The sequence below is a fragment of the Blastocatellia bacterium genome (assembly GCA_035275065.1).
GTDB lineage: Bacteria > Acidobacteriota > Blastocatellia > UBA7656 > UBA7656 > DATENM01.
In genome coordinates this window covers 16,340-42,266 of the sequence record DATENM010000055.1, presented here as the reverse complement: position 1 = coordinate 42,266, position 25,927 = coordinate 16,340, and the positions used below count along the sequence as shown (strand labels likewise).

Annotated in this window: 18 protein-coding genes; 7 read left to right on the top strand and 11 right to left on the bottom strand. The window is 62.2% G+C overall.

Annotated features, from left to right (window positions below):
* Positions 1–5: 5 nt before the first annotated feature.
* From cyoE to VJ464_12760, 6 genes are all read left to right on the top strand, one after another.
* A complete protein-coding gene (cyoE, locus tag VJ464_12785; GenBank protein HKQ06004.1) occupies positions 6–929 on the top strand; it encodes a heme o synthase in 924 nt (307 codons plus the stop codon).
* 3 nt (positions 930–932) lie between these two features.
* A complete protein-coding gene (locus VJ464_12780) occupies positions 933–1,778 on the top strand; it encodes a hypothetical protein (protein ID HKQ06003.1) in 846 nt (281 codons plus the stop codon).
* A gap of 13 nt (positions 1,779–1,791) precedes the next feature.
* On the top strand, positions 1,792–3,612 hold the full coding sequence (locus VJ464_12775; protein ID HKQ06002.1) for a cbb3-type cytochrome c oxidase subunit I: 1,821 nt from the start codon (positions 1,792–1,794) through the stop codon (positions 3,610–3,612).
* A gap of 98 nt (positions 3,613–3,710) precedes the next feature.
* Complete coding sequence (locus tag VJ464_12770; protein ID HKQ06001.1) at positions 3,711–4,430, top strand: cytochrome c oxidase subunit 3; 720 nt, start codon at positions 3,711–3,713, stop codon at positions 4,428–4,430.
* Positions 4,431–4,437: 7 nt separating this feature from the next.
* Entirely contained in the window at positions 4,438–4,734 is a 297-nt protein-coding gene (locus VJ464_12765) for a hypothetical protein (GenBank protein ID HKQ06000.1), read from the top strand.
* Positions 4,735–4,758: 24 nt separating this feature from the next.
* Positions 4,759–5,196, top strand: a complete 438-nt coding sequence (locus VJ464_12760; protein HKQ05999.1) for a DUF420 domain-containing protein — start codon at positions 4,759–4,761, stop codon at positions 5,194–5,196.
* Between the two features lie 5 nt (positions 5,197–5,201).
* Here the strand turns inward: VJ464_12760 and VJ464_12755 are convergent, their stop codons facing one another.
* The 8 genes from VJ464_12755 to VJ464_12720 all read right to left on the bottom strand — a co-directional run bounded on the left by VJ464_12755 (position 5,202) and on the right by VJ464_12720 (position 21,453).
* Positions 5,202–7,199, bottom strand: a complete 1,998-nt coding sequence (locus VJ464_12755) for a S9 family peptidase (GenBank protein ID HKQ05998.1) — start codon at positions 7,197–7,199, stop codon at positions 5,202–5,204.
* Positions 7,200–7,388: 189 nt separating this feature from the next.
* Entirely contained in the window at positions 7,389–9,758 is a 2,370-nt protein-coding gene (locus VJ464_12750; protein ID HKQ05997.1) for a hypothetical protein, read from the bottom strand.
* 100 nt (positions 9,759–9,858) lie between these two features.
* Positions 9,859–10,857 carry a hypothetical protein gene (locus VJ464_12745; GenBank protein ID HKQ05996.1) on the bottom strand — a complete coding sequence of 333 codons (999 nt, stop codon included), beginning with the start codon at positions 10,855–10,857 and terminating at the stop codon, positions 9,859–9,861.
* Positions 10,858–11,000: 143 nt separating this feature from the next.
* A complete protein-coding gene (locus tag VJ464_12740) occupies positions 11,001–13,130 on the bottom strand; it encodes an HYR domain-containing protein (GenBank protein HKQ05995.1) in 2,130 nt (709 codons plus the stop codon).
* Between the two features lie 134 nt (positions 13,131–13,264).
* Positions 13,265–16,243 (bottom strand): choice-of-anchor D domain-containing protein, encoded by a 2,979-nt coding sequence (locus VJ464_12735; protein HKQ05994.1) that lies wholly within the window; start codon positions 16,241–16,243, stop codon positions 13,265–13,267.
* 211 nt (positions 16,244–16,454) lie between these two features.
* The gene (locus VJ464_12730) at positions 16,455–17,603 is read right to left on the bottom strand and encodes a trypsin-like peptidase domain-containing protein (GenBank protein ID HKQ05993.1); all 1,149 of its coding nucleotides are present in this window, start codon (positions 17,601–17,603) and stop codon (positions 16,455–16,457) included.
* Positions 17,604–17,620: 17 nt separating this feature from the next.
* Entirely contained in the window at positions 17,621–19,099 is a 1,479-nt protein-coding gene (locus VJ464_12725; protein HKQ05992.1) for a DUF4384 domain-containing protein, read from the bottom strand.
* Positions 19,100–19,113: 14 nt separating this feature from the next.
* On the bottom strand, positions 19,114–21,453 hold the full coding sequence (locus tag VJ464_12720) for a bifunctional serine/threonine-protein kinase/formylglycine-generating enzyme family protein (protein ID HKQ05991.1): 2,340 nt from the start codon (positions 21,451–21,453) through the stop codon (positions 19,114–19,116).
* Between the two features lie 299 nt (positions 21,454–21,752).
* On the opposite strand from VJ464_12720, the gene VJ464_12715 reads away from it, so the two are divergent.
* Positions 21,753–22,652, top strand: a complete 900-nt coding sequence (locus tag VJ464_12715) for a metallophosphoesterase (protein ID HKQ05990.1) — start codon at positions 21,753–21,755, stop codon at positions 22,650–22,652.
* Positions 22,653–22,757: 105 nt separating this feature from the next.
* On the opposite strand, the gene VJ464_12710 is transcribed toward VJ464_12715, so the two are convergent.
* The 3 genes from VJ464_12710 to VJ464_12700 form a co-directional block, all read right to left on the bottom strand.
* Positions 22,758–23,951: a DUF1343 domain-containing protein gene (locus VJ464_12710; GenBank protein ID HKQ05989.1), complete on the bottom strand. Its 1,194-nt coding sequence runs from the start codon at positions 23,949–23,951 to the stop codon at positions 22,758–22,760.
* Between the two features lie 11 nt (positions 23,952–23,962).
* Positions 23,963–25,003, bottom strand: a complete 1,041-nt coding sequence (locus tag VJ464_12705) for a methyltransferase (protein HKQ05988.1) — start codon at positions 25,001–25,003, stop codon at positions 23,963–23,965.
* 147 nt (positions 25,004–25,150) lie between these two features.
* Positions 25,151–25,909, bottom strand: coding sequence for an SDR family NAD(P)-dependent oxidoreductase (locus VJ464_12700; GenBank protein ID HKQ05987.1), 759 nt, complete (start codon positions 25,907–25,909; stop codon positions 25,151–25,153).
* Between the last annotated feature and the right edge of the window lie 18 nt (positions 25,910–25,927).

The following is a 25,927-nucleotide window of genomic DNA, read 5'->3' as shown; positions in this document are numbered from 1 at the left end:
GCGATATGGATTCAGTGGCAAACCAGGCCGTGAGCGATGACGCGCTACTCGCCGAGCAGCCTGCCGTGAGCGCGCGCGCCGGCAAGCTTACCGCCTACCTCGACCTGACCAAGCCGCGTATCACCATGCTGGTGACGGCGACGGCGGCCGCCGGTTACTGCCTCGGCTCCGCGAGTGGCTTTGATTACTTTCGCTTTCTCCACACCGCAATCGGCATTGTGCTGCTCTCTTCAGGCATCGGCGCGCTCAACCAGTACATCGAGCGCGACCTCGACCGATTGATGCGCCGCACAGAGATGCGTCCGCTGCCGGCGGGCCGTTTACAGCCACGACAGGCACTGCGCTTCGGCGTCGCCTTATCGCTGATCGCCACGGTTTATCTGGCCGTGCTGGTCAACCCGCTGTCGGCGGCGCTCGGCGTGCTGACGTTCGCGGCTTACCTGTTCGCCTACACGCCGCTCAAGACGCGCACGACGCTGTCGACGATCATCGGGGCGTTTCCGGGAGCGATGCCGCCGTTCATCGGCTGGGTAGCGGCAAACGGCCAGATCACTATCGAGGCGTGGGTGTTGTTCGCGATTCTCTTCCTCTGGCAGTTCCCGCACTTTCTCGCCATTGCCTGGATGTACCGCGACGATTATGCGCGAGCCGGCATCAAGATGTTGCCGGTCGTCGAGCGCGAAGGCCGCATCACCGGCCAGCAGATCATCGCCTACACGATCTTGCTGGTGCCGGTCAGCCTGATGCCGACGCTGGTGCGGTTGTCGGGCACGGTCTATTTTTACGGCGCGCTGGCGCTCGGCCTCTGGTTTTTGTATTACAGCGTGCGCGCCGCCCGGCAGCGCACGACCTGGCAGGCGCGCAAGTTGTTGCTCGCCTCGGTCTTGTACCTGCCCGTTCTGTTCGCCTTGATGGTGCTGAATAGATAAGTGATGGGCAAAGCGCTTGCCGTCCTGCTGACGTTGCTGACCGCGATCACCGTCTGGATGTTTGCCGGTCAGCGGGCGCCCTGGTTTCCCGAAAACATTTCCACCGACGGCGCATTGATTGATGCGCAATTCCGCCGCACGTTTGTCGTTGTCGGACTGGCATTCGTCGCCGCGCAACTGGCGCTCGGTTATGCGGTGTGGCGCTTCAGCCGCAAGGCTGCCGGTCGCGCCGCTTACTTGCCGGGCAGCAGCAAAATTGACGCGGCGTGGACGATCTTCACCGCCGTCGTCTTCATCACCCTGGCGATCACCGGCCAGCGCCTCTGGTCGCGTTTGCAACTGACGGGCGCGGCATCCGTCGCAGCGCCCGCCGATACGGTGCGCGTCGGGCTGGTCGCGCAGCAGTTTCAATTCACTTTCCATTACGCCGGCGCGGATGGCGTATTCGGCAGAACCGCGCCGGCGTTTTATAACGACGCGATGGGCAACTCAATTGGCCTCGACCCCGACGACGCCGCGGGCAATGACGATTCGCAATTGCCGGCGCTGGTCGTCCCCGCAAGCCGCGACATCGAATTGACCATGCGCTCGCGCGACGTGATCCATAATTTCTTCGTGCCGGCCATGCGCATCAAGCAAGACATCGTGCCCGGTCTGACGATCCGTTTGCGCTTTACGGCGATGCGACCGGGCAAGTACGAAATCCCCTGCGCTGAGCTTTGCGGCAACGGTCATTACAAAATGAAAAGCTGGCTGATCGTCATGCCTGCCGACGAATACGCCGAGCTGGAAAGATTGAGCAAAGCCCAACTGCGCGCCCGCGTCGAAGCGTTGCTGATGCCACAGTGAGCGCGAAGAGCGAATGCCCATGGCCGATGTGATTCCGCCCATCCCCGAAGACGCGCTCGCCAGGCCGAAAGGCTTCATGCGACGCTACGTCTTCAGCACCGACCATCGGGTCATCGGCATACAGTACTGGCTGCTGGCGCTGGTTTCGGTCTTCATCGGCATGGCGCTGTCGGCATTGATGCGCCTGCAACTCGGCTGGCCTGGCGTGCGCTTCTCATTCCTCAAAGTTCTACTACCGAATGCCGCGCCGGGCGGCAACATCTCGCCTGACCTTTACCTGTCGCTGGTCACCATGCACGGCACGATCATGATCTTTTTTGTGCTGACGACAGCGCCGCAGGGCGGCTTCGGCAATCTCTTCCTGCCGGCGCAGATCGGCGCGCGCCGCATGGCTTTCCCTGTTCTCAACATGCTGTCGTTCTGGCTGACGCTCGCGGCGCTGCTCGTGCTTCTATCCGCCTTCTTCGTCTCCGCGCCGAACGTCATCGGGCCGATTGCCGGGTGGACGATGTACCCGCCGTTGAGCGCGCTTGGCGAAATCAGCGGGCCGGGGCAGGGCACAGGCGTTGTGCTATGGCTGCTGAGCATCCTGATCTTTTGCATCGCGTCGCTGCTTGGCTCGATCAACTTCATCACGACGGTGCTAAAGATGCGCGCGCCGGGAATGACGCCGCTGCGCTTGCCGCTCACCTGCTGGTCATGGTTTACGGCTGCCGGCGTCGCGTTATTGTCGTTTCCGGTCCTGCTGGCCGCCGCCATCCTGCTGCTGTCGGACCACCTCGCCGGCACACACATTTTCATCCCGGCGGGCGAGTACGTGAGCGGCCAGTTGATGACGGCTGACGCCGGCGGATCGCCGATCTTATGGCAGCATCTCTTCTGGTTCTTCGGCCACCCGGAAGTTTATCTGGCCATCCTGCCGGGGATGGGATTGACTTCACATTTGCTTGCGACCTTCGCGCGCAAGCCGGTCTTCGGCTACCGTGCGATGGTCGCGGCGACGGCCGCCATTGGCTTGCTCGGCTTTCTCATCTGGGGTCATCATATGTTCGCGAGCGGCATGAGCCCGTATGCGGCGACAGCGTTTTCATTGCTGACCCTGGTGATCGGCGTGCCGTCGGCGGTCAAGACATTCAACTGGCTCGGCACCATCTGGCGCGGCCAGCTTCGCTTCACGACGCCGATGCTGTTTTCATTGGGATTTGTCTCGCTGTTCGTTTCAGGCGGACTGACCGGATTGTTTCTCGGCCAGGCTGCATTGGACATTCCGCTGCACGACACCTATTTCGTCGTCGCCCATTTTCATCTGATCATGGGCGTTGCCGCGGTCTTCGCCTTGTTTGCCGGAACCTATTACTGGTTCCCGCGCATGTTCGGGAGGATGATGAGCGAGCGGCTTGGTCGCATCCATTTCGTTCTGACTTTCGTCGGCGTCTATGCGGCCTTCATGCCGATGTACCTGATGGGCGTCAGCGGAGCGCCGCGCCGCTACGCCTTTCATTACAACCCGGCGACCGGCGAAGGCTTGCAGTACCTGGCCGGCATGGTGCCGTTGACGCGCTTCGTTTCGTTTGCGGCATTCGTGACCATCGCCGCGCAGTTCGTTTTCGTCTTCAATCTGCTATGGAGCTGGTGGCGCGGGCCGCAAGCCCCGGCGAATCCGTGGGAAGCGACAACGCTTGAATGGGCCGGCGCGGCGACCGCGGAAGGCGAAGCGGCACGCTCGCCGGTCGTCCATCGCGGGCCTTATGAATTCAGCGTGCCCGGCGCGCCACGCGACTTCGTGATGCAAGACGAGCCGCCGTTTTCAAAGCGCCGGCAAGGCGAGCAATAGCTCCGCACAGCGGCCTGGATGTGGCGCAAGGCGGTTAGCTTGCGCGAGGCGCGGCGCTAGCCCTTAGCTTGCGCCACTATTCAGATCACTCTTTCACGATGCGAACGACAGTCACCTCAGAAGCTGGAGTCAAAGGCGCAAGCGTCAGCGTGGGCGGCGCGGGCGGGACGGCGCGGCGCGGCTCAGGTGGCGGCGGCAATCGGCCAAAGCCCGGCGGCGGCGATGAGCCCTGGCCGCCCGGATTCACGCGCGACGACGCCATCGAGCCGAGCAAGTTCCGCATCGGCATGTGGGTGGCGATGGCCAGCATTCTCATGCTGTTCGTTTCGCTGACCAGCGCCTACGTCCTGCGCCAGTCGAAAGGGCTTGGCGACCGGCGCGATTGGTTCCCTTTGCAAATGCCCGGCGTCTTGTGGCTGACGACGGCGGTGCTGCTGGCAAGCAGCGTGACTATCGAGCTGGCACGCCGCGCCCTACGCCGCAGCCGCTTCGGCTGGTTCCGTTTATTGATCAGCCTGACGACGTTGCTCGGCCTCGGGTTTCTCGCCGGTCAGTTGCGGGCGTGGCTGGTGATGGTCAATCAGGGCGTTTATATTTACAGTCATCCACACAGCTCATTCTTTTACATCTTGACCAGCCTGCATGCGGTTCACCTGTTCGGCGGCATCGTCGCGCTGTTGATCGTCACCGTCGCGGCGCTCCGTTTGCGCATCACCCGCAGCAAACGCAACGCCGTGGACGTCACCGTCTTGTACTGGCACTTCATGGACGCGCTATGGATTTACCTTTTCGTGTTGCTGTTCTTCTGGAAGCAATGAGGCACAGATGACCATTCGGCGGATGATTCTATGCGGACTGTTGGCGATGATCGCCGTGGCGATGATGAGCAGCCTTGCGCCCGCTTTCTGCCCGATGTGCAAAACGGCGGTCGAAGGCGCAACCGGCGCGCAAGAGATGGCGGGCAGCCTGAACCTCGCGGCGCTCGTCTTGATGGCGCCGCCGGTGATTCTGTTCGCGGCCCTCTTCGGCTTGTTCTATCGTTTGCGCGACGCCGGCAGCCAACCATCAGCACCGGCTGAACAGGTGGAAGAGATGGCCGCGCCGCGCGCTTTGACTGATTGACCCGCCCTGGTTATAACCCTGACTATGCCGGTTGAACTGATTCGCTTCCTGCCGACGCTCAACGCCATGCTGAACGGGACGAGCGGGTTGCTCTTAACGGTCGGCTTCGTCTTTATTCGCCGCCGCAACATTCCAGCGCACCGCGCCTGTATGATTGCGGCGCTGGTGTCGTCGTCGCTGTTTCTCGTCTCTTATCTGACCTACCACTACCACGCCGGCACGACACGCTTTGCCGGCACCGGCGCGGCGCGGACGATCTACTTCATTATTCTGACGACGCACACCATTCTTGCGGCGGTCATCGTGCCGTTCGTTCTGGTGACGGCGACGCGCGCCCTGCGCGGCCAGTTCGACCGCCACCGTCGAGTGGCGCGCTGGACGCTGCCGATGTGGCTCTACGTTTCAGTCACCGGCGTGATCGTCTACCTGATGCTTTATCAGTGGTACCCCTCGCGCCCGTGAGCCGGTCATTGCGCGGCGCTCGACGGTCTGCCGCCGAGGTATTTTTCAAACCAGTCGAGATTGGCTTGCATCGCGGCCAGCTGCATCTTCGGCTCGGTCGGGCCATGCGGCTGGCGCGGCAGGACGATCATTCGCGTCGGCACGCCCTGCGCTCGGAGCGCGTTGTAGAATTCGTAGCCTTGCGAGATCGGCACGCGAATGTCGGCGTCGCCGTGTTGAATCATCGTCGGCGTCGTCACCCCTTTGATGTTGAACATCGCCGAGTGCTTTTGATAAAGCTCCATCGCTTCCCAGAACTGCCCGCCGAAATAATCAGGGACGAAGGCCGGAATGTCTGCCGTGCCGTTAAAGCTCATCAGGTTGGTTACCGGCGCGCCCGCCGACGCGACCTTGAAGCGGTGCGTCTGCGTGACAATCCACGAAGTCATAAACCCGCCATAGCTCCAGCCCATCACCCCTAAACGCTCAGGGTCAGCGACGCCCATCGCAATGACCTGATCGACGCCTTTCATCAAGTCTTGATAATCCGCGCCGCCCCAGTCTTTGACATTGGCCTGGCGGAACTCTACCCCGTAGCCGCTTGAGCCGCGCGGGTTCGGGCGCAGGATGGCGTAGCCGCGCGCGGCGAAGGTCGCTAGCGGGTACACGCCTCGCCCGCCGATGAAGGTTTGTTGGAAAACCCCGGCGGGGCCGCCATGAATGTTTAAGATCAGCGGCACCTTTTGCCCTGATTGATAACCAACCGGGTAAGTCAGCAAGCCTTCGATCTCTTTGCCGTCCGCGGACTTCCAGCGGATCACTTCGGTTCGGCCAAGCGGCGGCAGCTTTAAATCGGCGTTGGCGCGGCTGACCTGTGTGGGCGCGAAGTTCGTAATCGAAGCCACAAACGCTTCGGGCGGCGCGTCGGGAGTCTGTCGCACAAAGCCGAACATAGAGCCGGAGCGGTTGAGATTGAGCGCACCATAGACGGCGGGCGTGGCTTTGATCTCTTCGATCCGATTCGTCGCCACGTCAATCGCATAAACCTGCGTCCCCGTCCCCTTCGCTTCGCTGAAGTAGATGCGTTTGCCATCCGCCGACCAGCCCGCGATATTTGGCTGTCCGTCGAGGGAGGCGGTTAAGGCTTTCGGCTGTCCGCCACCCGCGGGGAAAATCTCGATCCTATTGCTCCCGGACCAGCGCGGCGGGTTGTCGCTGACGACGATGGCAATCGACTGGCCATCGGGAGAGAAAGTCGGCGCGGATTCGGCAGCCGGCGTGCCGGCGAAAAGCGTGACCTTGCCGCTGGCGACTTCGACCGTCGAAACGTCAGCGGTCGTCCAATCGTTGGCCACCTGCGACCGCGTGTGGCTGAAGATGATGCGCGAGCCGTCGGGCGACCAGTCCATGCCGCTGACGGTGTAGTCCTCCGTCGTTAGCCGGCGCGGCGTGCGCTTGCCATCGGCGTCCCTGGCCACAGGGATGACATAGAGCCGCGCCATCTTGACGTTCTCGTTGACCCAGCGAAAATCGTTCTTGCCTTTGTCGTTCTTCTCTTCCTCTTCGGTCTTCGGGTCGGTCATCACATAGGCGATCCAGCGACCGTCAGGCGACCATTCGAAATCCGCGACGCCGCTCTTGATGTCTGTCAAAGGCTCGGCCTCGCCGCCGCCGGCGCGCAGCAGGTAGAGATTCTCTTTGTTGTCCTTGCGGCTCGATGTGAAAGCAATCCAGTTCCCGTCGGGCGACCATTTCGGATTGCTCGAAGACTTATCGCCGAAGGTGATCTGCACGTTTTCTTTGCCGTCGGTCGTCGCCATCCAGATTTGCGAGACGAATTCGCTGCGATCCGCTGTCATCACGGCTTCGTTGACGGTGTAGACCACGCGCCGGCCATCGGGCGAAACGCGCGGCGCGCCGACCGCCTTGACTTTCAACTGCAACTCCGGCGTCCAGTTCGTCTGCGCATAAGCGACCGCCGCACAGGCGACAAAGGCGATGGTGATTCTCGCTAAGGTTTTCATTCGCTCCTCCTTGAAACGGGCGGGTTGGCTTTCGTCAGGGTTGCTGCGGGCTGATTCTACGCTTACCGTAAAACCCATTCAAGCGCGGCAGCGCGAGGATTGAGCGGCTGGCGAGATAAAAAAGCGCGGCGACCGTTGAGAAGGCTCAACGGTCGCCGCGTGGTTCGAGGTCAGCGATGAACGCCGCGCTCACTTCTTCTGGCGGTTGGCGTCACGCATCTTCGTCAGCCGCACAAGCTCTTCCTGATAACGAGTCATGTCCTCAGGCGAAAGCTGTGAGCGGCTCAGGCTGATGTATTTCGTCAGGTGGTCAACCGCCGGCGCGAACTTCTGATTGCTGGCGTAAGCCTGCGTCAACGTCAGGTGAGTTTCCGGCAGCTCTTTCAGCTTGAGCGCCGCTTCCCCGTCATCAATGGCCCGCGCCATGTCGCCTTTCAGGAAGTTCACCAGCGCACTGGTCTCCAGGACGAGCGGCAGGCGCGTCTTGTCGCCTTTCGCAAAATCTTTCGCGGCGTTGATGCTCGTCTGCGCCAGCCCCAGCTCGCCATTCGTATCCAACGCGTCTTCGGAGAAATAGATCTTTCGGGCGATGGTCTTGGCAAGCACCTGCTGAGCCTCTGCCAGCGCCGAGGTGTTGCGGAAGCGGCCTCCGCCGAAGATCAAGTGCGAGACCGATAGCCCCTTCAGGGCGCGCGCCGACGAGACTTTCTTCTTCGAGACTTCGTTAAACAACATCAGCGCCTCTTTCGCCTCCTGGACGGCGAGGGCGCGCTTCTCTTTCGAGTCTTGATAAGTCAGCACGTCGGCGAGGATCAAATGCGCCGGCGGCGATTTCGGGTTGATGCGAACCGCTTTCGTCAGCAAGCGCTCGGCGCCGACGAAGTCTTTGCGGAACAGCAGAATATCGCCCAGCACGACGTACGGAAAATCCCATTCGGGGTGGCGCTTGATGATGCTGCGCAGGGTCGGCTCGACCTCCGCCGGGTCGAGGTGAAGGTTGAACTTCGCCTCGGCCAAAAAGGCTTCGGTCTCGAAATCGGTCTTGCGCTGCGCCAATGCCTGCTGGAAGCTGGTCACCGCCTCGTTGCGGCGTCCGAGCGATTGCTCGGCGCGCCCGCGGTAGACGAACGCATCGGCGTAAGCGCCATTGTTCTTCTTAATCGCCGAGTTGAACTTCGCGATGGCGGCATCCATCTCTTGCCGGTTGAAGGCGTCAACGCCGTCAAGGAAATCTTCGTGCGCGTCGTTGCTCGGCGTCTTCTCTTCGGCGAAGTAGACGCTGTCGGTCGTCGCCGGCGGCGGCACCAGGGCATCGTCATTGCTGGTCGTGAAGGTCAGGTTGACTTCGACAAATTTCGACTTGCCCGGCTGGATGCTGGTGCGCCTGACCTGACGGGTGTTGCCCGAAGAGAAGGCGAGCACACGGTCGCCTACGGGAACGCGCCGGGTGATCTCTGTGCGGCGGCTGAGAACGCCCGCCGGCTTGTCGTCAATCGCCACATTGACGCCCTCCATCTCGGGGGCGCGGATGACCAGCGAGCCGCAGTTGGCCGGGTCTTTGCAATCCGTCGGCACGATGGCGACCGGGATGTCGTTGGTCTCAATCGAGGTGGTGTTGCCGCTGGGGTTCTGTTTGTTCTCGGTGTAAGCGGCGACCTTTTCGCGGACGTACTTCTTCAACTCGTCGAAGGTGACGACGCCGTCAATATTCTGGTCGGCGTTGCCGCGCATTCCTTCGAGCACGAAGTAAGTGAAGACGCCGTGGCCCTGTCCGGCGCCTTGATTCAGCTCAGGGTCTTCGAGCGACACTTCGGTCTGGTCGGCGGCCCAGAGGTAGCCGACGCCCTGCGCGTCACTCTTCTTCAGCTCATCAATCAACTGGCTGTTGGCGCGGGTGGTGGCTTCGCCGCCGCGCCCGGCAAGCTGCACGCCGGCGCTGTGACAGGTGTCTGTGAGCACCAGCCCTTTGCGCGCAGGAATGGTCTGCACGGCGTTTTCAAAAGCGCGCATCGGCAACCCGGTCGCCGCCATCTGGCGCGGGTCTGTGTCGTAGAGGATGAAGTAAGGCGTTTCAATCGTGCGCCCTTGCTGGGTGTCGAACTGCGGCGCCAGCACGCCGTGAGCGGCGATGAAGAGAACGAAGAAGTCGTCGGGCTTTGACTGCCGCAATTTCGCAAGCGCCTGCTCGACGGCCTCCTTCGTCGCGCCTTCGTCTTTCAAGAGCAGGATGCGGTCTTCCGAGAAGCCGCCGCCCTCGTCGCTGCGCAGGTAATCATAGATGGCCTGCGCGTCATCAGCGGCGCTCTTGAGGTTTTGAATCTGCACGCCGCCGACGCTCTGGTCGCCATTTTTGAAGCGCGAAATGCCAATCAGCACGGCCCAGAGGTTGACGTTCTTGGCGGCGCCGTTCTTAAGCTCAGTTTTGGTCGCTCCGACTCTGGCTTTCAGTCCGCGCGCTTGCAGGTCTTGTGTCTGGGCGCGGGCCGAAAAAGGAATCGTCACGCTTGAAACGATTGCCAGAATGGCGAGGGTATTGCGAATCAACGCGGTTTTATTCATAACTCAATCTCTCGACTTCTAAGATTGAACCGGCGGGCTGCAAGGTTGCATTCGGCGTGCCTGCCGTCCGATGTGGCGCAAGCTAACAGCTTGCGCCACTTCAAGGTTTAACGGTCGGCGGCGGCACCGGCGTGATCGGCGTGTTGTTATTGTTGTTGGCGACGCTCAGGCCGATGCCGACGCCTGCGCCAACCGCAAGCCCGGCGACGATGGCCGTGTTGCGCGGCGACCAGAATCCGCCGCCGCCGCTCACCTGTGCGCGATAGGTGAAGGTCGTATCGGTGCCTTCAACACGAACCAGGATGGTGCCAGCGCACTTGGCGCCGGTGATCCACGGCACACTGGCGATGCCTCGGTTGTCGGTCTTGCCCTTAAAGAGTGTGCCCGCCCCGGCCCCAATTCCCAGCGTTCCCAGGCATGGATCGGCAAGCGAGAAGATAATTGGCACGTCGGCAAGCGGGCGGTCGTTTTCGTCGGTGACTTGAATCTGCAACTGGCGCGTGCTGCGCGCCGAAACGCTCAGGCTGCTGCCCTGGCCCGGAGGCGGGCGCAGCAGGTATCGCTGCCCGGTCACAGGCTGCTGCTCGACCGACACGTCGCCAATCACCTGATCGAGCGCCGCGTGGCCATCGGCGACCTGAACGCGGAACTGCGCGCCGGCTGCCGCGGCAATCTGAGTGCCGGCGGCTTCAATGTAGGCGCCTGCGTCCGTGGCGAGCCGCGCGCTCAGGGTGCCCGTAGTCAGCGAGGCGACCATGACGCGGCGGCCCGTCGTCTCGTCGTTGGAGGTTGCCGTGCTGACGCGAGCCATAGCCTGATTGGCGAGCGTCACCAGCCCGACGCCGTCAAGCTGCAAGCGCAGGCTTTCGCCCGCTGGTGATTGAATCAGCTCGCCACCCCAGATAGACACGCCGCCGTCAAACGCGCGGCCATCCACGATAGCGCGGCCCGCGAGTATACCGATGGGACTGAAGCGGGCAGTCGTTGAGAGCCTGACCGGGCGGTCGCCGTTGTCGCTGGCGGCAGCCGTTGGTAATCCGGGCGACACGATCAAAATCATGACCGTCAACGCAATGATTGCCGAATAACTTCTCTTCATCAGGTTCCTCCTACGGGTGGCGTGCGGGGTCCGCTCTCCTGTGAACTCTTTGCCGCCGCTCGACTGCCGCGTAACGGCTATACCTCCGATTATACTCCTCGACCTATCGCGCTCAAGCAGTCGCCGGCGCGACTACGTCATGACTAGGGCCGTTTGGAATCGAGCCGCACAGGCGGCGGCGTGACCGCTGCAAAGCGCCGTCGGCTGGCCGTCTGAAAGCCGGCACTGGCCGCTGTGCCGAGCGAGATTGTTGGCGACGCTTCACTCGTCTCGCCGTCAAAAACGGTGACGCGGACGGCGCTGATATTGGGATTGCTGTCAGCGCCGCTGAAGTCTTGCGACACCGTGAAGCTCTGGCCGCGCACCAGATTGCGGTCGCGAATCACCTGCGTCAGATCAACGTCGAATGGCCCGGCGATGACCGTGCCGCTGGAATCGAGGAATTCATAGCGGGCGCGGTTAACGTCGAGGTTCGAATCGTAGACGGTAAAGATCACTGTAAACTTGTCGCCCGATTTCGTGAACGAGAAGCTCGCCGGCTTGCGCGGGTTGTTCGGATTAATCAGGTGCAGCGCCGTGTCAGCCCTGGCATTGACGTTGACTGAAATCGTGCCGCCGCCGGCAACGCCGAAGACGACGCGCGAGGTGACTAGATCAGGGATGGCCTGTGGCGCGCTCAAGCCCGTGGTGCTGCCGGCGAGCGCAGGGATCGCCGGACTGAAGCGCAGGCAGAAATTCGCCCGCCCGCCCGCGGCTATGGCCACCGTGTCGCCGAGGCTCAACGCGCGTTCGCTGCCGTCCGCGTTGATGAGGCTCAACTGATAGGTATCACCTTCTCGCGGATCGCTGATGCGCCCGCTGGTCACGTCGCTGCCGGTTCGCAGGATGGCGTCTAACGATAGCACGACGCGGCTAAATCCGTTGTTGGCGACGGTAAACGCGGCGCAGGGGCCGTTGGCGCGGTGCTTGCGCCTGACCGGCGTCGGCGTGAAGGCCAGGTTGGGCTGGCCCGTTGGGATGATGACATCCAGACTGGGCGCTCCACCCGACACCGTGACCTTGAAGCTGCAAGTCGAGCGATTGCCCGCCGTGTCAACGGCGGCGCAGGTGACGGTCGTGACGCCGAGCGGGAAGGCCGAGCCCGACGGCGGCGCGCAGGTGGCCGTGACGCCCGGCTGGTTGTCGCTCACGGTCGGCGCCGGATAATTCACCACAAAGGAGGTGCCTGTCCCGTCAAATGCTATTGAAATGTCAGCGGGGCAACTAATCGCCGGCGCTTCCCGGTCGGTGACGGTCACAGTGAAAACGCATGTTGTTCGGTTATTCGCTACATCTCTCGCGGTGCAGGTGACTGTCGAAGTGCCGAGCGCAAAGGTCGAGCCCGACGGCGGCAGGCAGACGACATCGGCGACGCCACAGGCATCGCTTGCCGTGGCGATGGGATAATCTACGACGGCGGTATTCTGGCCACGTGCTGCTCCGGTTGTGATGCTGCCCGGGCAGCGAATCCCCGGCGGCGTCTGATCGACGACGTTCACGACGAACGCGCAGTCGTTGGGCGACGCAGCATTGGCAGCCAGCGTCGCCGGCGATAGGTGACAGGTGACGGTGGTCGAGCCGCGCGGAAAGAAGCTGCCGGGCCCAGGCGTGCAGGTCACGGAGCCGCAATCGCTGGTAGACGACGGCACCGTGTAATCGACCTTAGCGCCGCATTGTATGGCGCTCGCCGGCGCAGTGATGTCGGCAGGGCAGGTAATCATGCAGGGATTGCCTTCGACCACTACTGAAACGGTCCCCGAGTTGTTCGACGTATCCGAGTCCGGCGTGTCGGAATTTACATTCACCGTAAAGGGGATGACTGTGCCGCCCGGCGTGCCGGGGTTGACGTTGACGACAATCGTGAACTCGGCGGTCTCGCCGGTATCCATCGAGGACTTTGAGCAAAGGATGGTGCCGGTCCCGCCGACCATCGGCGTCGTGCATGTCCAACTTTCCGGCCCCAGGATGGAAACGAAGGTCGTGTGCGCCGGCACCGCCGCCGAGAGCGTCGCGTTGGCCGCGCCGTCCGGGCCGTTGTTACCAAACACCATTGTATAAGTGATGTCGCTGCCCGCCTGCACGGGGCTCGGCCCGCCATCAAGCTCGATATAAAGGCTGGTCGTCGGCGGCGCGGCGGCGCTGGCCACGACATGGCCGCGCTCGAACACCCAGAGGCAGGCCAGCGGCAACACCAGCCCGAGGCAGATGGCGATGCGGAAATAAAGCCTGGTCACAGTGTCCTCCTGTTGCTCGCGGATGAAGTCACTTGGCTATCGCCTCCCGAATCGAATCTACGCCCCCTCCTGCGTATACGCGAAGCGCGAGGCTTGCAGATTAGGCGCGGACGAAGGCGCTGCGGACGAAGGCGCTAACGACGGCGCTTTCGCGTACTATCGGTCACCAGGGCCGGCACCGTCCCCGGCACGACGCGGCGGGATTGCGCCGCCGCGCTGCCGCAGTTCGAGCCGATTACCGTCGAGGTCGCCGTGTCGCTGCTCTCCTCGTCAAAGATGGTGACTTCGACGGTCGCGACGTTGCGGTTGTCGTTCGCCCCGTTGAAGCGCTGCACCAGGGTGAAGCTCTGACCTTGCTGGATGCCCTGCTGCTGCAACACCGAGCCGAGATTATCAACCGTTATGGGCGCGCCGACATTGCGGCCCGAGCTGTCCTTGAACTGATAGACGGCGCGGGTCAGGTTGGTGTTCGGGTCGTAGGCCGAAAAGGTCACGATGAATTGGTCGCCCGATTGGCAGAGCGTCACGACCGGCGCGGCGTTCGGGTCGGTCGGATTGATTAAATGGATGCGCGGTTTGACGCTGGCGATCAAGTTGATCGTCACGGGGCTGCCGGCGCTGGTGTTGATCGTCAAGACATCGGTGAAGCTGGCGGGCAGCAGGTCGCGTGGCCGCACTTGCCCTGTGGCAACGCGCGGGATGACCGGATTGAAGCTGACATTGATCGTTACCGACTGGCCCGCGCCGAGCGTCACAGGGAAGCCCGACTGCGAGCCCTGCACGGTGATGACGAAGGCGTTGCCATCGTCTACCTGCCCATTGCGCGTCAGCGTCGCCGAAGTGAGCGTCAGGAATTGGCAGCCGGCGTTGGTGACCGTGAATGATTTAGTCAGCGGGTTCGCGACCGGCGCGCCGCGTGGCGGCTGGCGCTTGAACTTCAACTGCGTGACGCCGTCAGCGACGACCGCGCGGGCAGGCGACGTGCCGTTAGCGGTCAGGGGAACGGCGACCTGCGGGCGGCGCGGGTCATCGGTCTGCAACAGCAGGCAGGCCGCGAGCGGCCCGCACGCCGTGGCATTGACCGTGACATTGATTGTCGCCGACTGGCCGGGGTTGATCTTCGTCGTCGGGCAGTTGGTCACAGAGAAGCGGTCGCGATTGTCTGTCGTGGCGTCGGCGCAACGGCCTATCGTGCAACCGCTGACGGTCAGCGGCGCCGCGCCCGGATTATCAATCGTCACCGGTCTGGTCGTCGCTGTGTTCAAGTTGACATCGCCAAAGGCGACCGCGCCGCTGACGTTGGCAATCGGGTGCGGCAGCTGCGCGTCGGCGGTATCGATCATCAGCTCAGAGGTGTTCGCCGAGTGATCCGGCGGGCTGTCATTCAAGTGGTCGGTGACGGTCGCCGTGTAGACGCCGGTTGGCGAGGGCGCAAGGCCGCTTGCCGTAAACTCGCCCGCGCCATTCACCGTTGCCTGACCGAGATAAGTGACGCCGTCAACGACGAGGCGGTTGTTGACGACATGAAAGCGCGTGACCGCGAATATCTCGACGGTCGCGCCGGTGGCCGGCGGATTGTCTAGCTCGCCCATCACGGTGACGGTGTCGCCCTGCGCCGTAATCTGCATGGCGTCCGGGAAGTTCAACAGCGTATTCGGGCCGCTGTCGCTGTCATCGTCATCGTTGGGCGTCGGGCCATCGCCGTTGAGATCGAGCAAGGCGGTAGCTGCCGCGTCGGCTGAAGGCGTCGGGCGCGAGATGGCATTGCGCGACAGGCGATTCTGCACGTTGGTTTCGCCAAGCACGAGGATGCCTGTCGGGCTGCCTTCGATGACGTTCAGCTCGATCAGGTTGTGGCCGACGCTGTCGCGTGGACAGCTCGCGCCGATGACCACGCCGGCGCGTGTGAAGTTGATGATCTTCAAGCCGCGAACCGTGACGCGGTTCGAGCGAATGACGATGCCGTCCTTGACCTGCCCGCTGCCATCCAGGGTTACGGTCGGCTGGCAGTTGTCGCCCGTGCAGCCGATAATCGTCACTTCGGGCGCGGTGATCTGCAACGGCGATTGCAGCTTGATGGTCTTGTTATTCAGCGCGGCGGCAAAGGTGATGGTGGCGGCGCCGCCGTTACAGTTCGCCCGCTCAATCGCCTGGCGCAGCGATACGCTGCCGTTATTGCCGATGGCGGTGCCGGGCGCGGTGTCTATCTCTGTAGTGACCACCGATTGAATCGCCGCCACCTGGCCGCGCACGATGGCACGGATCGTTTCAGAGAAATCGTTCGCCTGCCGGCTGACGTCCTTGTCGGTCGGGCTTGCGCCTTCGAGGTTGGCGCTGCCGGCGGTGATGACGAAAGTCTTACCGGGCAAATCGTCAACGGGCTTCGGCGTGACCAGCTCGTTAGCGGTGCCGAGCGCCGTCTGGTAGGTCGGCGATTGCTGATCTTCGCCGACGACAATGAAATCAAGCTCGAAAGGAATGGCGGCTTCGGTCGCAGCGATGCGCGCCAGCTCGACCTGTCGGATGGCGGCGCCGAGGTCGTCGGGCAAGCCATCGCTCGACAGGACGAAGACGCGGCGGACGCCGGGCTTCGGGTTTTCGCTGCGGGCGCGGCTCAGGTGAATGTCGGCGGCCTGGATGGCCGGCGCGTAAAAGGTCGAGCCGAACGGGCAAGGGAACTGGTGGCTGTGAATGTTCGAGCATTTCAGGGTTTCGACCGCCTTGGCGATTTGCTGGGCGGCCGCTTCGCTGTTGACTTCGGTGAGCGGCACGAAGACCTGCGCCGCTTCATTGAAGACGATGACGGCGACCGCCACCGAGCCGTCACGCGGAATAACCGTCGGGTCGCTGATGGCGCGGCGCACGCCTTCGACTTGAATGTTATAAGTCTGGCCGCGTTGCTCGATGCTGCCCGAGGCATCGATCAGAAAAGCGATGTCGCGTTTGGCCTGCGTGTAGCAGCCTTCCGCCTGCGTCGGCGTGCAATCGTCCTGCGCTTGCTGATGGCGCGGCGCGACAAGCGGCGCGGTGACCAGCAAAGCGAGCAGCAGCGCTCGAATTAACGGAAGTTTGTTGAGATGACAGCGGTCAGCCGCCGCTTTGAATGATTGCATGAGGCTTGCGCGAAGAATTGCGAAATGAATCATATCCGACCTCTCGTCGCCCGCTTGCAGTGAGCCGGCGTTGAATCTTACCTTGAAGCCACCCGATGGTTCGTTCTTTTATTTATCAATTCGCATCCGGCACGAGGAGCATGAACCGGGAGCCGGTGCGTCAGTGGCTCTAAGTATCTCGATTGTCTAAGGGGAAGGCAAGCCAATCGCGTCATTTCGCCGGTTCGCGAAGCTCGACCAGCAGGTCGCTGACGCCGGCCTTGATCTCGATGTCGCGCGAATAGGGCGCATAGCCGAGGGCCTTGGCCTTGAGGGTGTAATGGCCGGGTGGCACCGGGCGATTGAGCTTGAATTCGCCTTCGGCATTGGCCGAGCCCCATGCGAGCAGTGTGTCTTCGGTGATGCGCTCTGTGCCCACGGGCAGCAAGCCGACCAGCGCCCCGGCAATCAGCTTGCCGGTCGTCTGGTTGCGGACCACGCCGCGCACATTGAGCGCCAGAGGCGCGGCGGCGGCAGGCGCCGGCGCGTTGAGCGTGCGTTGCGTGTTATGCAGATCGGCTTCGGCAAGCATGGCAGCGACCAGGTTCACGGGGCGCAGGAAGCCGACCGCGCCATAGGTGCGCTGCGTATCCGGGAAGCCGTCGCCGTCTTTATCGATCTCCTGCATGTCGGCCTCGACTTTCGTAGGGATGCCGATGAGCTTGCCTTCAGGGCTGACCGCCGCGCCGCCGCTGTTGCCGTGAATAACGCGAGCGTCGGTCTTGATCCAGTTGCCGAGACGGTCGCGGCCTTCGATGACGCCTGTGCTGAGCGTGACGCTGGAGCCGCCCTTTTCGGGATAGCCGATGATGATGAGATCGTCGAGCAAGCGCACGGCTTGCGAATCCCCCAACTCGACCGCGGGCAGGGTTAAGGCTTTGGCGGTCGGGCTGGCGGGGCGAATGCGCAGCAAAGCGAGGTCGTAGGCGCGATTCACCATCAGCGGTTCGAGGCGGTATTGCGGCTGGCCGGCGGTCGCGGCTTCGTCGCCGAGCGCCAGATACAATTCATCGAAGAGTTGTTTGGTGGCGGTTTCGCTGACGACATGAAAGTTGGTGACGAGAATGCCGTCGCTGCGGATGATAACCCCAGAGCCGCGCGGGCGCGGGCGCGGGTTGTCGCTTAGGTTGCGGACAAAGATCAGGCCGACGGCTTCGGCGGCGCGGCGCACGCGGGCGCGGGCGGCGGGCGGCATCGGCGCGCTCTTGCGTGGCGCAGGCGGCCCGCCCGGCCTTTGCGCAAACGCCGCCACGTCGCACAGGCTCATCAGGGCGAAGGCCAGCACGATCACGCGGCGGCGTCTAGCGAAAGGAAAAGCCATAAAAAAAAGCAAACGGCTCAGTTGTGGCTCAAGCGAATCTCGAAGACCGCGTAGTTGCCCTGCTCAAGCTTGCCGGTCGTGCCCGGCTTATTCTCGATGGCGACATAGGCGGCGCTGCCCTTGCTGCCCCCCTGAGCCAGCTTGATGCCGCGCGCCCGCACGCCGCTTGAGGGCGCTTCGGGAACGACGGCGACCAGGTTGTTGACTTCGATGCCGCCTTTCTGGCGCTTCGACGCCGTCGCCGCCAGCTCGGCCGCGGCGCTCGACGCCGAAGAGCCCAGGGCGCACTTTTCAGGATTCTCGCAGCAGTCGCCGTTGATGGCCTGCTCCAGAAAATCGATGCGCTCGCGCGACATGATGACCTGCAAGACTTCGGTGCCCTTCTCCTGGTCAAAGCTTACGGGCAGGGTCTTGATCTGCCCCGGCACCAGGTTAATTGCCGCCGCCCGCGCGCACGGGAAAATGACGCGCTTCTCGCCGGTCGGCGTGATGTTGACCATGTAGATGTAGCCGTTGAAGTTGCTCTCGTAGCGCACCTGCACTTCATCGCCGGCCTTAAAGACATCGCCCGGATCAACTTCGCGGCCTTCTTTGAAGAACTGCACCCGCATGGCGTCGTTGCGTTTCTTGACGAACAGGGCGCGGGTGCGCGTCGCCTCTGTGTCGTTGACCTCAGACGGATGGCGCAGCTCAATCGTATCGATCAGCTCTTCGTTGTCCTTGCGGTTGGTGTTCTGGACGAAGATGCCATCCTCGTCGGTCGAGCGCTTCGACTTGAAGCGAATCTGCTTGGCGTGCGCGACGCTCTGCTTGTTGGCGTCCCGCTCTCGATTGAAGGCTTCGAGCGTCTTGACGGCAACGGCGTCTTTGGCGTTGGTCGTCACGTCGGCTTCCGAGAGGCTGCTGGGCAGGTCGGTAATCTCGTCGCGGCTGAAGATCACCGTGAAGAAATCGCGCCCCGAAGGCGGCGTAATCTCCCACCAGCAATCTTTCGGATCGTCAAACTCCGGGCAGAACTTCGGCACGACGTAAGTTTCGTCCTTGTTGACTTCGTTCTTGCCGTCGTTGATGCGCGGGCTCGGGAAGATGACGTGCGGCTGGTCAACGATGTTGTTGTTGTTGTCGACGCTGTGATGAATGACGTAAAGGTAGCCGTGCTGATTCGGCGTCAGCGAAAGGCGCAATTGATCGCCGACGCTGAAATTGGTCTGCGCCGCGTCAACCATGCGGCCATCGCCGCCGGCGACGCGCTCAAGCAACTTGTACTTGATGGTCAAAAGCGGCGACAGTTCCTCGCCGTGCTTGTCAGCCGGCGGGCGCGCCGCGGTGCGCCGCCGCCCGGCCTTGGGCTTGGCCGGTTGCTTGATCGCCACCGGCTCGTCCCAATACAGGCCGCTGCTGTCGAAGGCGCTGGCCGGCGCCGTAAGCAGTGCTTCGAATAAGGAGGTGAATGCGAAAAGGGTGATGAGTGGGAAAACCAATAGTTTTGTTTTCATAGTAATCTCCCGATCTACGGCTTGCTACGAGACCGCAAATAGCTCTGGATGTTCTGATCGTCTGCCGAGATGACGCAACGGATGCCGACAAGCATCCTCATCTGGAGTTCTTTCGACACTTCAAAATCAACCTTCTGGCGATAGGTCGTGCGCGCCGTGTTGATGTCGGGCGTGCCAAACGACCCGCCCCGCGCGACATGCTTTTTCTCTTTGGCCGCGTTGTCGGCGTAAGGCGTGAAGATTCCCTCGACCCATTCCTTGACGTTGCCGGCCATGTCGAAAACCCCGTAAGGGCTTTTATCTTTCGGGTAGGTGCCGCCGGCGGTGAGCTTCGGTATTTGGCTGCGCCCGATGTTGGCCAATCCTTCGTCGGGCGTGTCGCCCCACGGGTAGAGTCGCTTGCTCCTGGTTTGCGGGTCCCACGAGGCGGCCTTCTCCCACTCGGCTTCGGTCGGCAGCCGCTTGCCGGCCCAGCGGGCGAACTCTGCGGCGTCTTCATAGGTCACGGCAAAGACCGGCAGCTTTGGGTTGTTCGGCACATAATCATTGCCGAGTGCGGTCTCCGGGTACTTGCCGTTACGCTCGGCGTCGCAGAACTGTTTATACTGCTCGTTACTGACTTCGTACTTGTCGATGTAATAAGCCGGCAGCATCACACGGTGCGCGGGCCGTTGATCCTCGGGGCCTTTGTCGTCGCCCATGACGAATTCGCCCTCCGGTATCAGCACCATCGGGCCGTGGCCGTTGTAATCAAACTCCATCGGCAGCATCAAAGCTTCGACGGCTTTGTCGTCGCCTTTGTTGCCCGTCACCGAGGTCGTGAAGTCCAAAAAGCCGTCCTTCGTCAACCTGACCAGCGTCTGTCCGGGCGCGATGCCGGCGACTTTCAGGGTGCCGTCCGCCGCCACGGTGCCGCGACTGGTGTCATTGACGAAGACCTGCGCGCCCGGCGGCGCGTTCTTAAAGGTCAGCGTCATGCCTGACCCGCCGCGTGGAATCAACAGAAAGGCGATGACGCCGATGACGATGACGGCGGCGATCACCGCGATCATCATGACCGGTTTGCGGCGCGGCACTTCGCTGGTGACAGAGGATTGAGTCGGTTGAGTCGCCAGCGGTGTGAGCGGCGTGGTCATATCAATCGGCGGCGGCAGGTGCGCCATGTCGGGCTGAGTCGTCGGCGCCTTCGGCAGCGCGTCGGCGGTCTGCGGCTGCGTGTTGATGTCCGCCGGCTGCGTCATTGGCGTCGTGCCGGGACCGCTCTGCACTGTCGAATGAGCGTCCAACACAAGGGTGGCGTCTTGTGGGGTGGGCGCGGCGCCGTCGGTCAGGTTGCCGGTCGCCCAGAGCATGGTCTTGCCTTCGGTGGCTTGATCGGCGATCCGGCGCGTCGAGCCTTTGCCGAGCATCTGTGTGCCGCCGGTGGTCGCCGTCAGCAGCGCATCGGCGAACTCCTTGGCGTCATCAACGCGCTCGCCGGGCTCGCGTGCCAGCCCCTGCATAACGACGCGCTCGACGGCCTCGCTGACCTGCGGCGCGACGGCGCGCAGCGGCACCGGCAGCCCGGTGATCCGCTTCATCATCACCGCCTGCTGGTTGTCGCCGACAAACGGCAGCTTGCCGCTTAACATCTCGTAGACGATGATGGCCAGGCTGTAGATGTCCGAGCGCCCGTCGAGGTTTTCGCCGAGCAGTTGTTCGGGCGACATATAGACCGGCGTGCCGAGCACGAAGCCGGTCTTGGTCAGGTTATCGGCGCTGTCGTCGGCGACGCTTTTGGCGATGCCGAAGTCGAGGACTTTGACATAATCGCTGTCCGTGCCTTTGCGCGTGATCATGACGTTATCAGGCTTAAGGTCGCGGTGGACGATGCCGAGCGCGTGGGCGGCGGAGAGCGCTTCGGCGACCTGATAAGTGATGTGAGCGGCGCGGTCAACCGGCAACATGCGATGGTCGGCGATGATGCCCGATAGCGGGCGGCCGTCAATGAATTCCATCGCCAGGAAGAGCAGCCCGTTTTCGGCCTCGCCGAAGTCGTAGATGGTGATGGCGTGCGGATTATCGATGCGGCTGGCCATCTTGGCCTCGCGCTTGAAGCGTGCGAGCGCCTCTTCGCGCCCCGAAGTGATGGGGGCTAATAGCTTGATGGCGCAGGTGCGGCCCATCTCTGTATGGACGGCCTTGTAGATCGAGCCCATGCCGCCCTCGCCGATCTTTTTGGTCATGCGGTAGCGGTTATCGAGCAGGCGGCCAAGCATCGGGTCGCCGCTATCGGCGACCAGCTCGGTCTGATCGCTCGGGCAAACGGTGTAGCGATCATCGAACGTCTGGCTGCATAACGGACATCTTTTCATAGCTGAGTGGCAAGCTATACCAGCGCATGGGCTTTGTCAAGATTCGCGCCATTGCCCAGTGTTTTGTCATCGCATGAAGGATGAATCGTTAAGTTTACAGTCAATTTTGCCCGATGGTTTTGCGCGGCGTTTGATCGCGCTTGCGGCGGACGACAGATAGGGACTTGATTCGGCGGCGGCGGGGAAGTTATTCTAAATGGGCTTCACAAGCTGTCGTACCGTGAAGCACCAAACCCAGTAAAAGATTGACCGCGCAGGAATCAGTTCGCCCCTGCGCATGAACCTTACGGTAGACCAGGATGGACAATAAGAAATCCTCTCTCGTCTCGCGCCGGCAGGCGTTGAAATCACTGGCCGCCATCACGGCTGGAACGTTAATCAAACCGACTTCGCTGTTTGCTACCAACGTCAACAGCAAGACGCGCTTTGCCGTCATGGGCGACTTCGGCACCGGCGGCGACGACGAAGTCTCGATAGCCCGCAAGATGGCCGAACTCCACCGCGACGCGCCCTTCGATTTCGTTTTAGGAGCCGGCGATAATATCTACCCGAACGGCGCCGGCCACCTGTTTGTCCGCAACTTCGAGCAGCCCTTTGCCAACCTGCTGCGCGAGGATGTGAAGCTCTACACCGTGCTCGGCAATCACGATGTCGAGGCGGGCCGCCGCGACCAGATGCATTACCCGCTGTTCAACATGGGCGAAGCGAACTATTACATGTTCGGGCGCGGCAATGGCCTCGTCGATTTCTTCATGCTCGATTCGACAGACTTCGACAATCAGCAGACCACATGGCTCGAAAACAAGTTGGCGCAATCCAAGGCGCTGTGGAAGATCGCCGTCTTTCACCACCCGATCTACTCGTCGGGCAAGAAGCATGGCTCGGACACGCGGCTGCGCCAGAGGCTTGAGCCGCTGTTGAAGAAGCACAACGTCCAGGTCGTCTTCTCGGGCCACGATCATGTCTACGAGCGACTGAAGCCGCAGGACGGCATTCAGTACTTCGTCAGCGGCGGCGCCGGCAAAGTCCGGCGCGGCGACATCCGCGCCGACAGCTCGATCAGCGCCGCCAGCTACGACGACGACAATCATTTCATGGTGATTGAGCTGGAAGAAAAACAGATCGCCTTCAAGGCCATCAGCAAGGCCGGCGCAGTTGTTGATAGCGGCTTCATCCGCCAGTCCGAGAGCCGTTCTTAGGGCAGTTTTCGCTTGTGTTTGCCATGTAGCGCAAGGCGGTTAGATTGCGCGAGACAGTGCGCAATCTAACCGCCTTGCGCTACACCCGATTGACTACCGCTCTAATCATTCGTAAAGCAGAAAGGGCCGGCGGCGGGCGGCGAAATCTTCGAGCCCTGGCCGCCAGCTTGCCTCGATCTCGCCCGCCGAGCGGTTCCCTTCAATCACCTCGCGGAGCGTCGCGCCGCCGTTAATCACATCAAAAGGCAAGCGGTCATGGACATATTCGTAGGGCGGCGTTTTCCAGGCGAACTGCGCGGGGTAAAGCTCGCGAATCGCCGCGATGACGGCAACGCCGGTCAGCACGGGCTTATACGCGCCGCGGTCGGTGACGTGAATTTGCAAGCCGCCGCAGCGTTCGCCCGCGAACTTATGAAAAGTCGGCTCGAAGTGCAGCGGGCGCAGGACACAGCCCGGCAGCTCTTCATCACTCAAGCGCTCGACCAGGCGGTGCGGCTCGATGTAAGGCGCGCCAATGATCTCAAACGGGCGGGTAGTGCCGCGCCCTTCTGACACCGCCGTGCCTTCGATCATCACCATGCCGGGATAGACCGTCGTGGTGTCGGGCGTCGGTATGTTCGGCGACGGCAATACCCACGGCAGCCCGGTTTCGTCGAACCACATCGCCCGCCGCCATCCCTGCATCTTTACGACTTCGAGGTCACAGCCGATGCCGAACGCTTGATTGAACATCAAAGCCAGCTCGCCGACCGTCATGCCATGTCGCATCGGAATCGGGTACATGCCGACGAACGAGGCGTACTCGGTTTCGAGCAGGTTGCCTTCGATCTGAAGGCCGTTAATCGGATTGGGGCGGTCAAGCACAACGAAGCGTTTGCCTGTGTCACGCGCCGCCTGCATCGCCAGCGCCATCGTGTAGATGAAGGTATAGACACGCGTGCCGACGTCTTGAACGTCGAAGACCAGCGCGTCCACCTCGTCGAGCATCTCCGTGGTCGGCTTGCGGGTTTCGCCATAGAGCGAATAGGCCGGCAGGCCCGTGCGCGAGTCGCGAAACGATTGCCACTCGATCATGTTGTCCTGCGTCTCGCCGCGTATGCCGTGCTGCGGCCCGAAGAGCGCCGTCAGCTGGATGCGCCGGTCATCAAAGAAGAGATCCGCCGTGTGCGCAAAGCGCGAGTTGATCGAAGCCGGATGGACGATCAGGCCGACGCGCGCGCCCGCGAGCAAATCAATCCGCGATTCAAGCAGAACTTCTAATCCGATTTTGACGCTTGCAGTTTCTATGGATTGCTTCATTGCCTGTCCTGTTATGGCCGCCTGCCGGTGATTAGAACGCTACCCGGCGAGAGCGCCGGGCGGCTGACTTGAACCTCTGTGAAGCCGACCCGTTGCAGCCATCCGGCGTATTCGCTGCCATGATAGCAGCCGGCGTTTGAAGTGAGCCGGAAGAACAGCGCCGCGCCGTCGCCAGAGGTTGGCTTCTGGTCTTTTGCGGGTGCTTCGATCTCCCAGATCGCCGCGGTCCCCGCCGCCGTCAGCGAATCGAAGGCGCGGCGCAGGATGCTGATATTCGTTTCTTCGACGAAATGATGCAGGATGTTCGACAACAACACCACGTCGTTGTCGCTGCCATAATCATCGGCCAGCAGGTCGCCGGGGCGATGCTCGACGATGTCAGCGATCCCTGCGTCGTGCGCCAGCCCACGGGCATGATCTATGGCGGCGGGCAGGTCGAGGACGGTTGATTTCAGCGGTGGGTGCTTGCGGCAAATGGCCGCGCCGAATAAGCCATGCGAGCCGGCGATGTCGAGCAGACGGCGCGCGCCGGCTTTGACCGGGACGCGGTCGGCGACCAGGGGGGCGCTAAAGCGCGCGACTTCCATCATGGCGCGCTGGTAATTCGCCCACGCCTCCTTGTCAGTCATCCTTTCATGAAAATCGATGCCGCGCCCTGTGCGAATCAACTCATCGAGGCCGGCAATCATTTCCCACTGCTGGTAGTTCCAAAGCACATAGCCGATCAGTTCTTGCTCGGCGCCGGCGATCATCGTCCGCCGCGCGAGCGTGTTGAGCGCGAATCGCTCGCCATGCATTTCGAGGTATTCGACGCCGACGAGCAGGCGCAGCAACAGCTCTGTGCATTCCGGGTCGAGCTGACAGCGGCCGGCCACGTCGCTTGCGGTTAGCGGCCCGTCGCGCAGCGCTTCAAATATCCCTAAGCGCACGCCGGCCATCAGCGAGCGTGTCTTCATCAGCGAAAAGATGGAATCGAGCAGCGGCACAGGCACCTTGCCCATCCACAGCGCCAGCCGCTCAACCATGTTTGAAGGGATCACGCCGTATTTCATAATGGAACCACAGATGAACCGCCGACCGATGGTCGGAAGGCAAAAGGCAAAAGGCAAAAGGCAAAAATATTGGAGCCGGAATAATAGATAACCTAAAGCTACTTATTCAATCCCCTGCCGACCTTTTGCCTTTTGCCTTCTCTGCGGTCAGCCGCAGAGCACCGAGCCGCCGTTGACGTTGAGGATTTCGCCGTTGATGTGGCTGGCAAGTTCCGAGGCTAGAAATAGCACAGGCCCGGCAATCTCTTCCGGCGTGGCAGCGCGTCCGAGCGGGTTGAGCTGTTTGATCTTGCGCCGCTCGCGCGGGTCTTCGAGCGCCTCGGCGGCCATGTCTGTGACGACCCAGCCGGGCGCGACACAGTTGACCGTGATGCCGCGCGGGCCAAGCTCGGCGGCCAGCGACTTGGTCATCGCGATGATCGCGCCTTTGCTCGCCGCGTAGTGCGCGTGAAAGGCTTCGCCACGCTGGCCGGCGGTCGAAGAGATCAAAATCATGGTGCCGCGCCGCTGCTCGATCATCACCTGCGCGGCTCGATGGCAGCAGGCATAGACCGACTTTAAGTTTTGATTGATGGTGTCGTCCCACTGGCTTTCGGTCATCTGCTCGATGGCCGCCGCTTTCCAGATGCCGGCGTTGGCAACCAGAATATCGAGCCCTCCGAAGCGCGCCGCCGTGGCGTCAATCATTCGCTTGACCGGCGCAAGGCGCGACACGTCGGCGCGGTGGATCAGTACTTCAGCGCCAGCGAGCTTGCAGGCGGCGGCAACCCGTCGGGCGGCGGCGCGGTCGCGCTTGTAGTTGACGACGACCTGTGCGCCGGCGCGCGCAAACATGATCGCCGTCGCCGCGCCGATGCCGCGCGAAGCGCCGGTGATCAGAGCGACTTTTCCTGCGAGGTTAATCATGGGCCGGCTGGAGAGAGG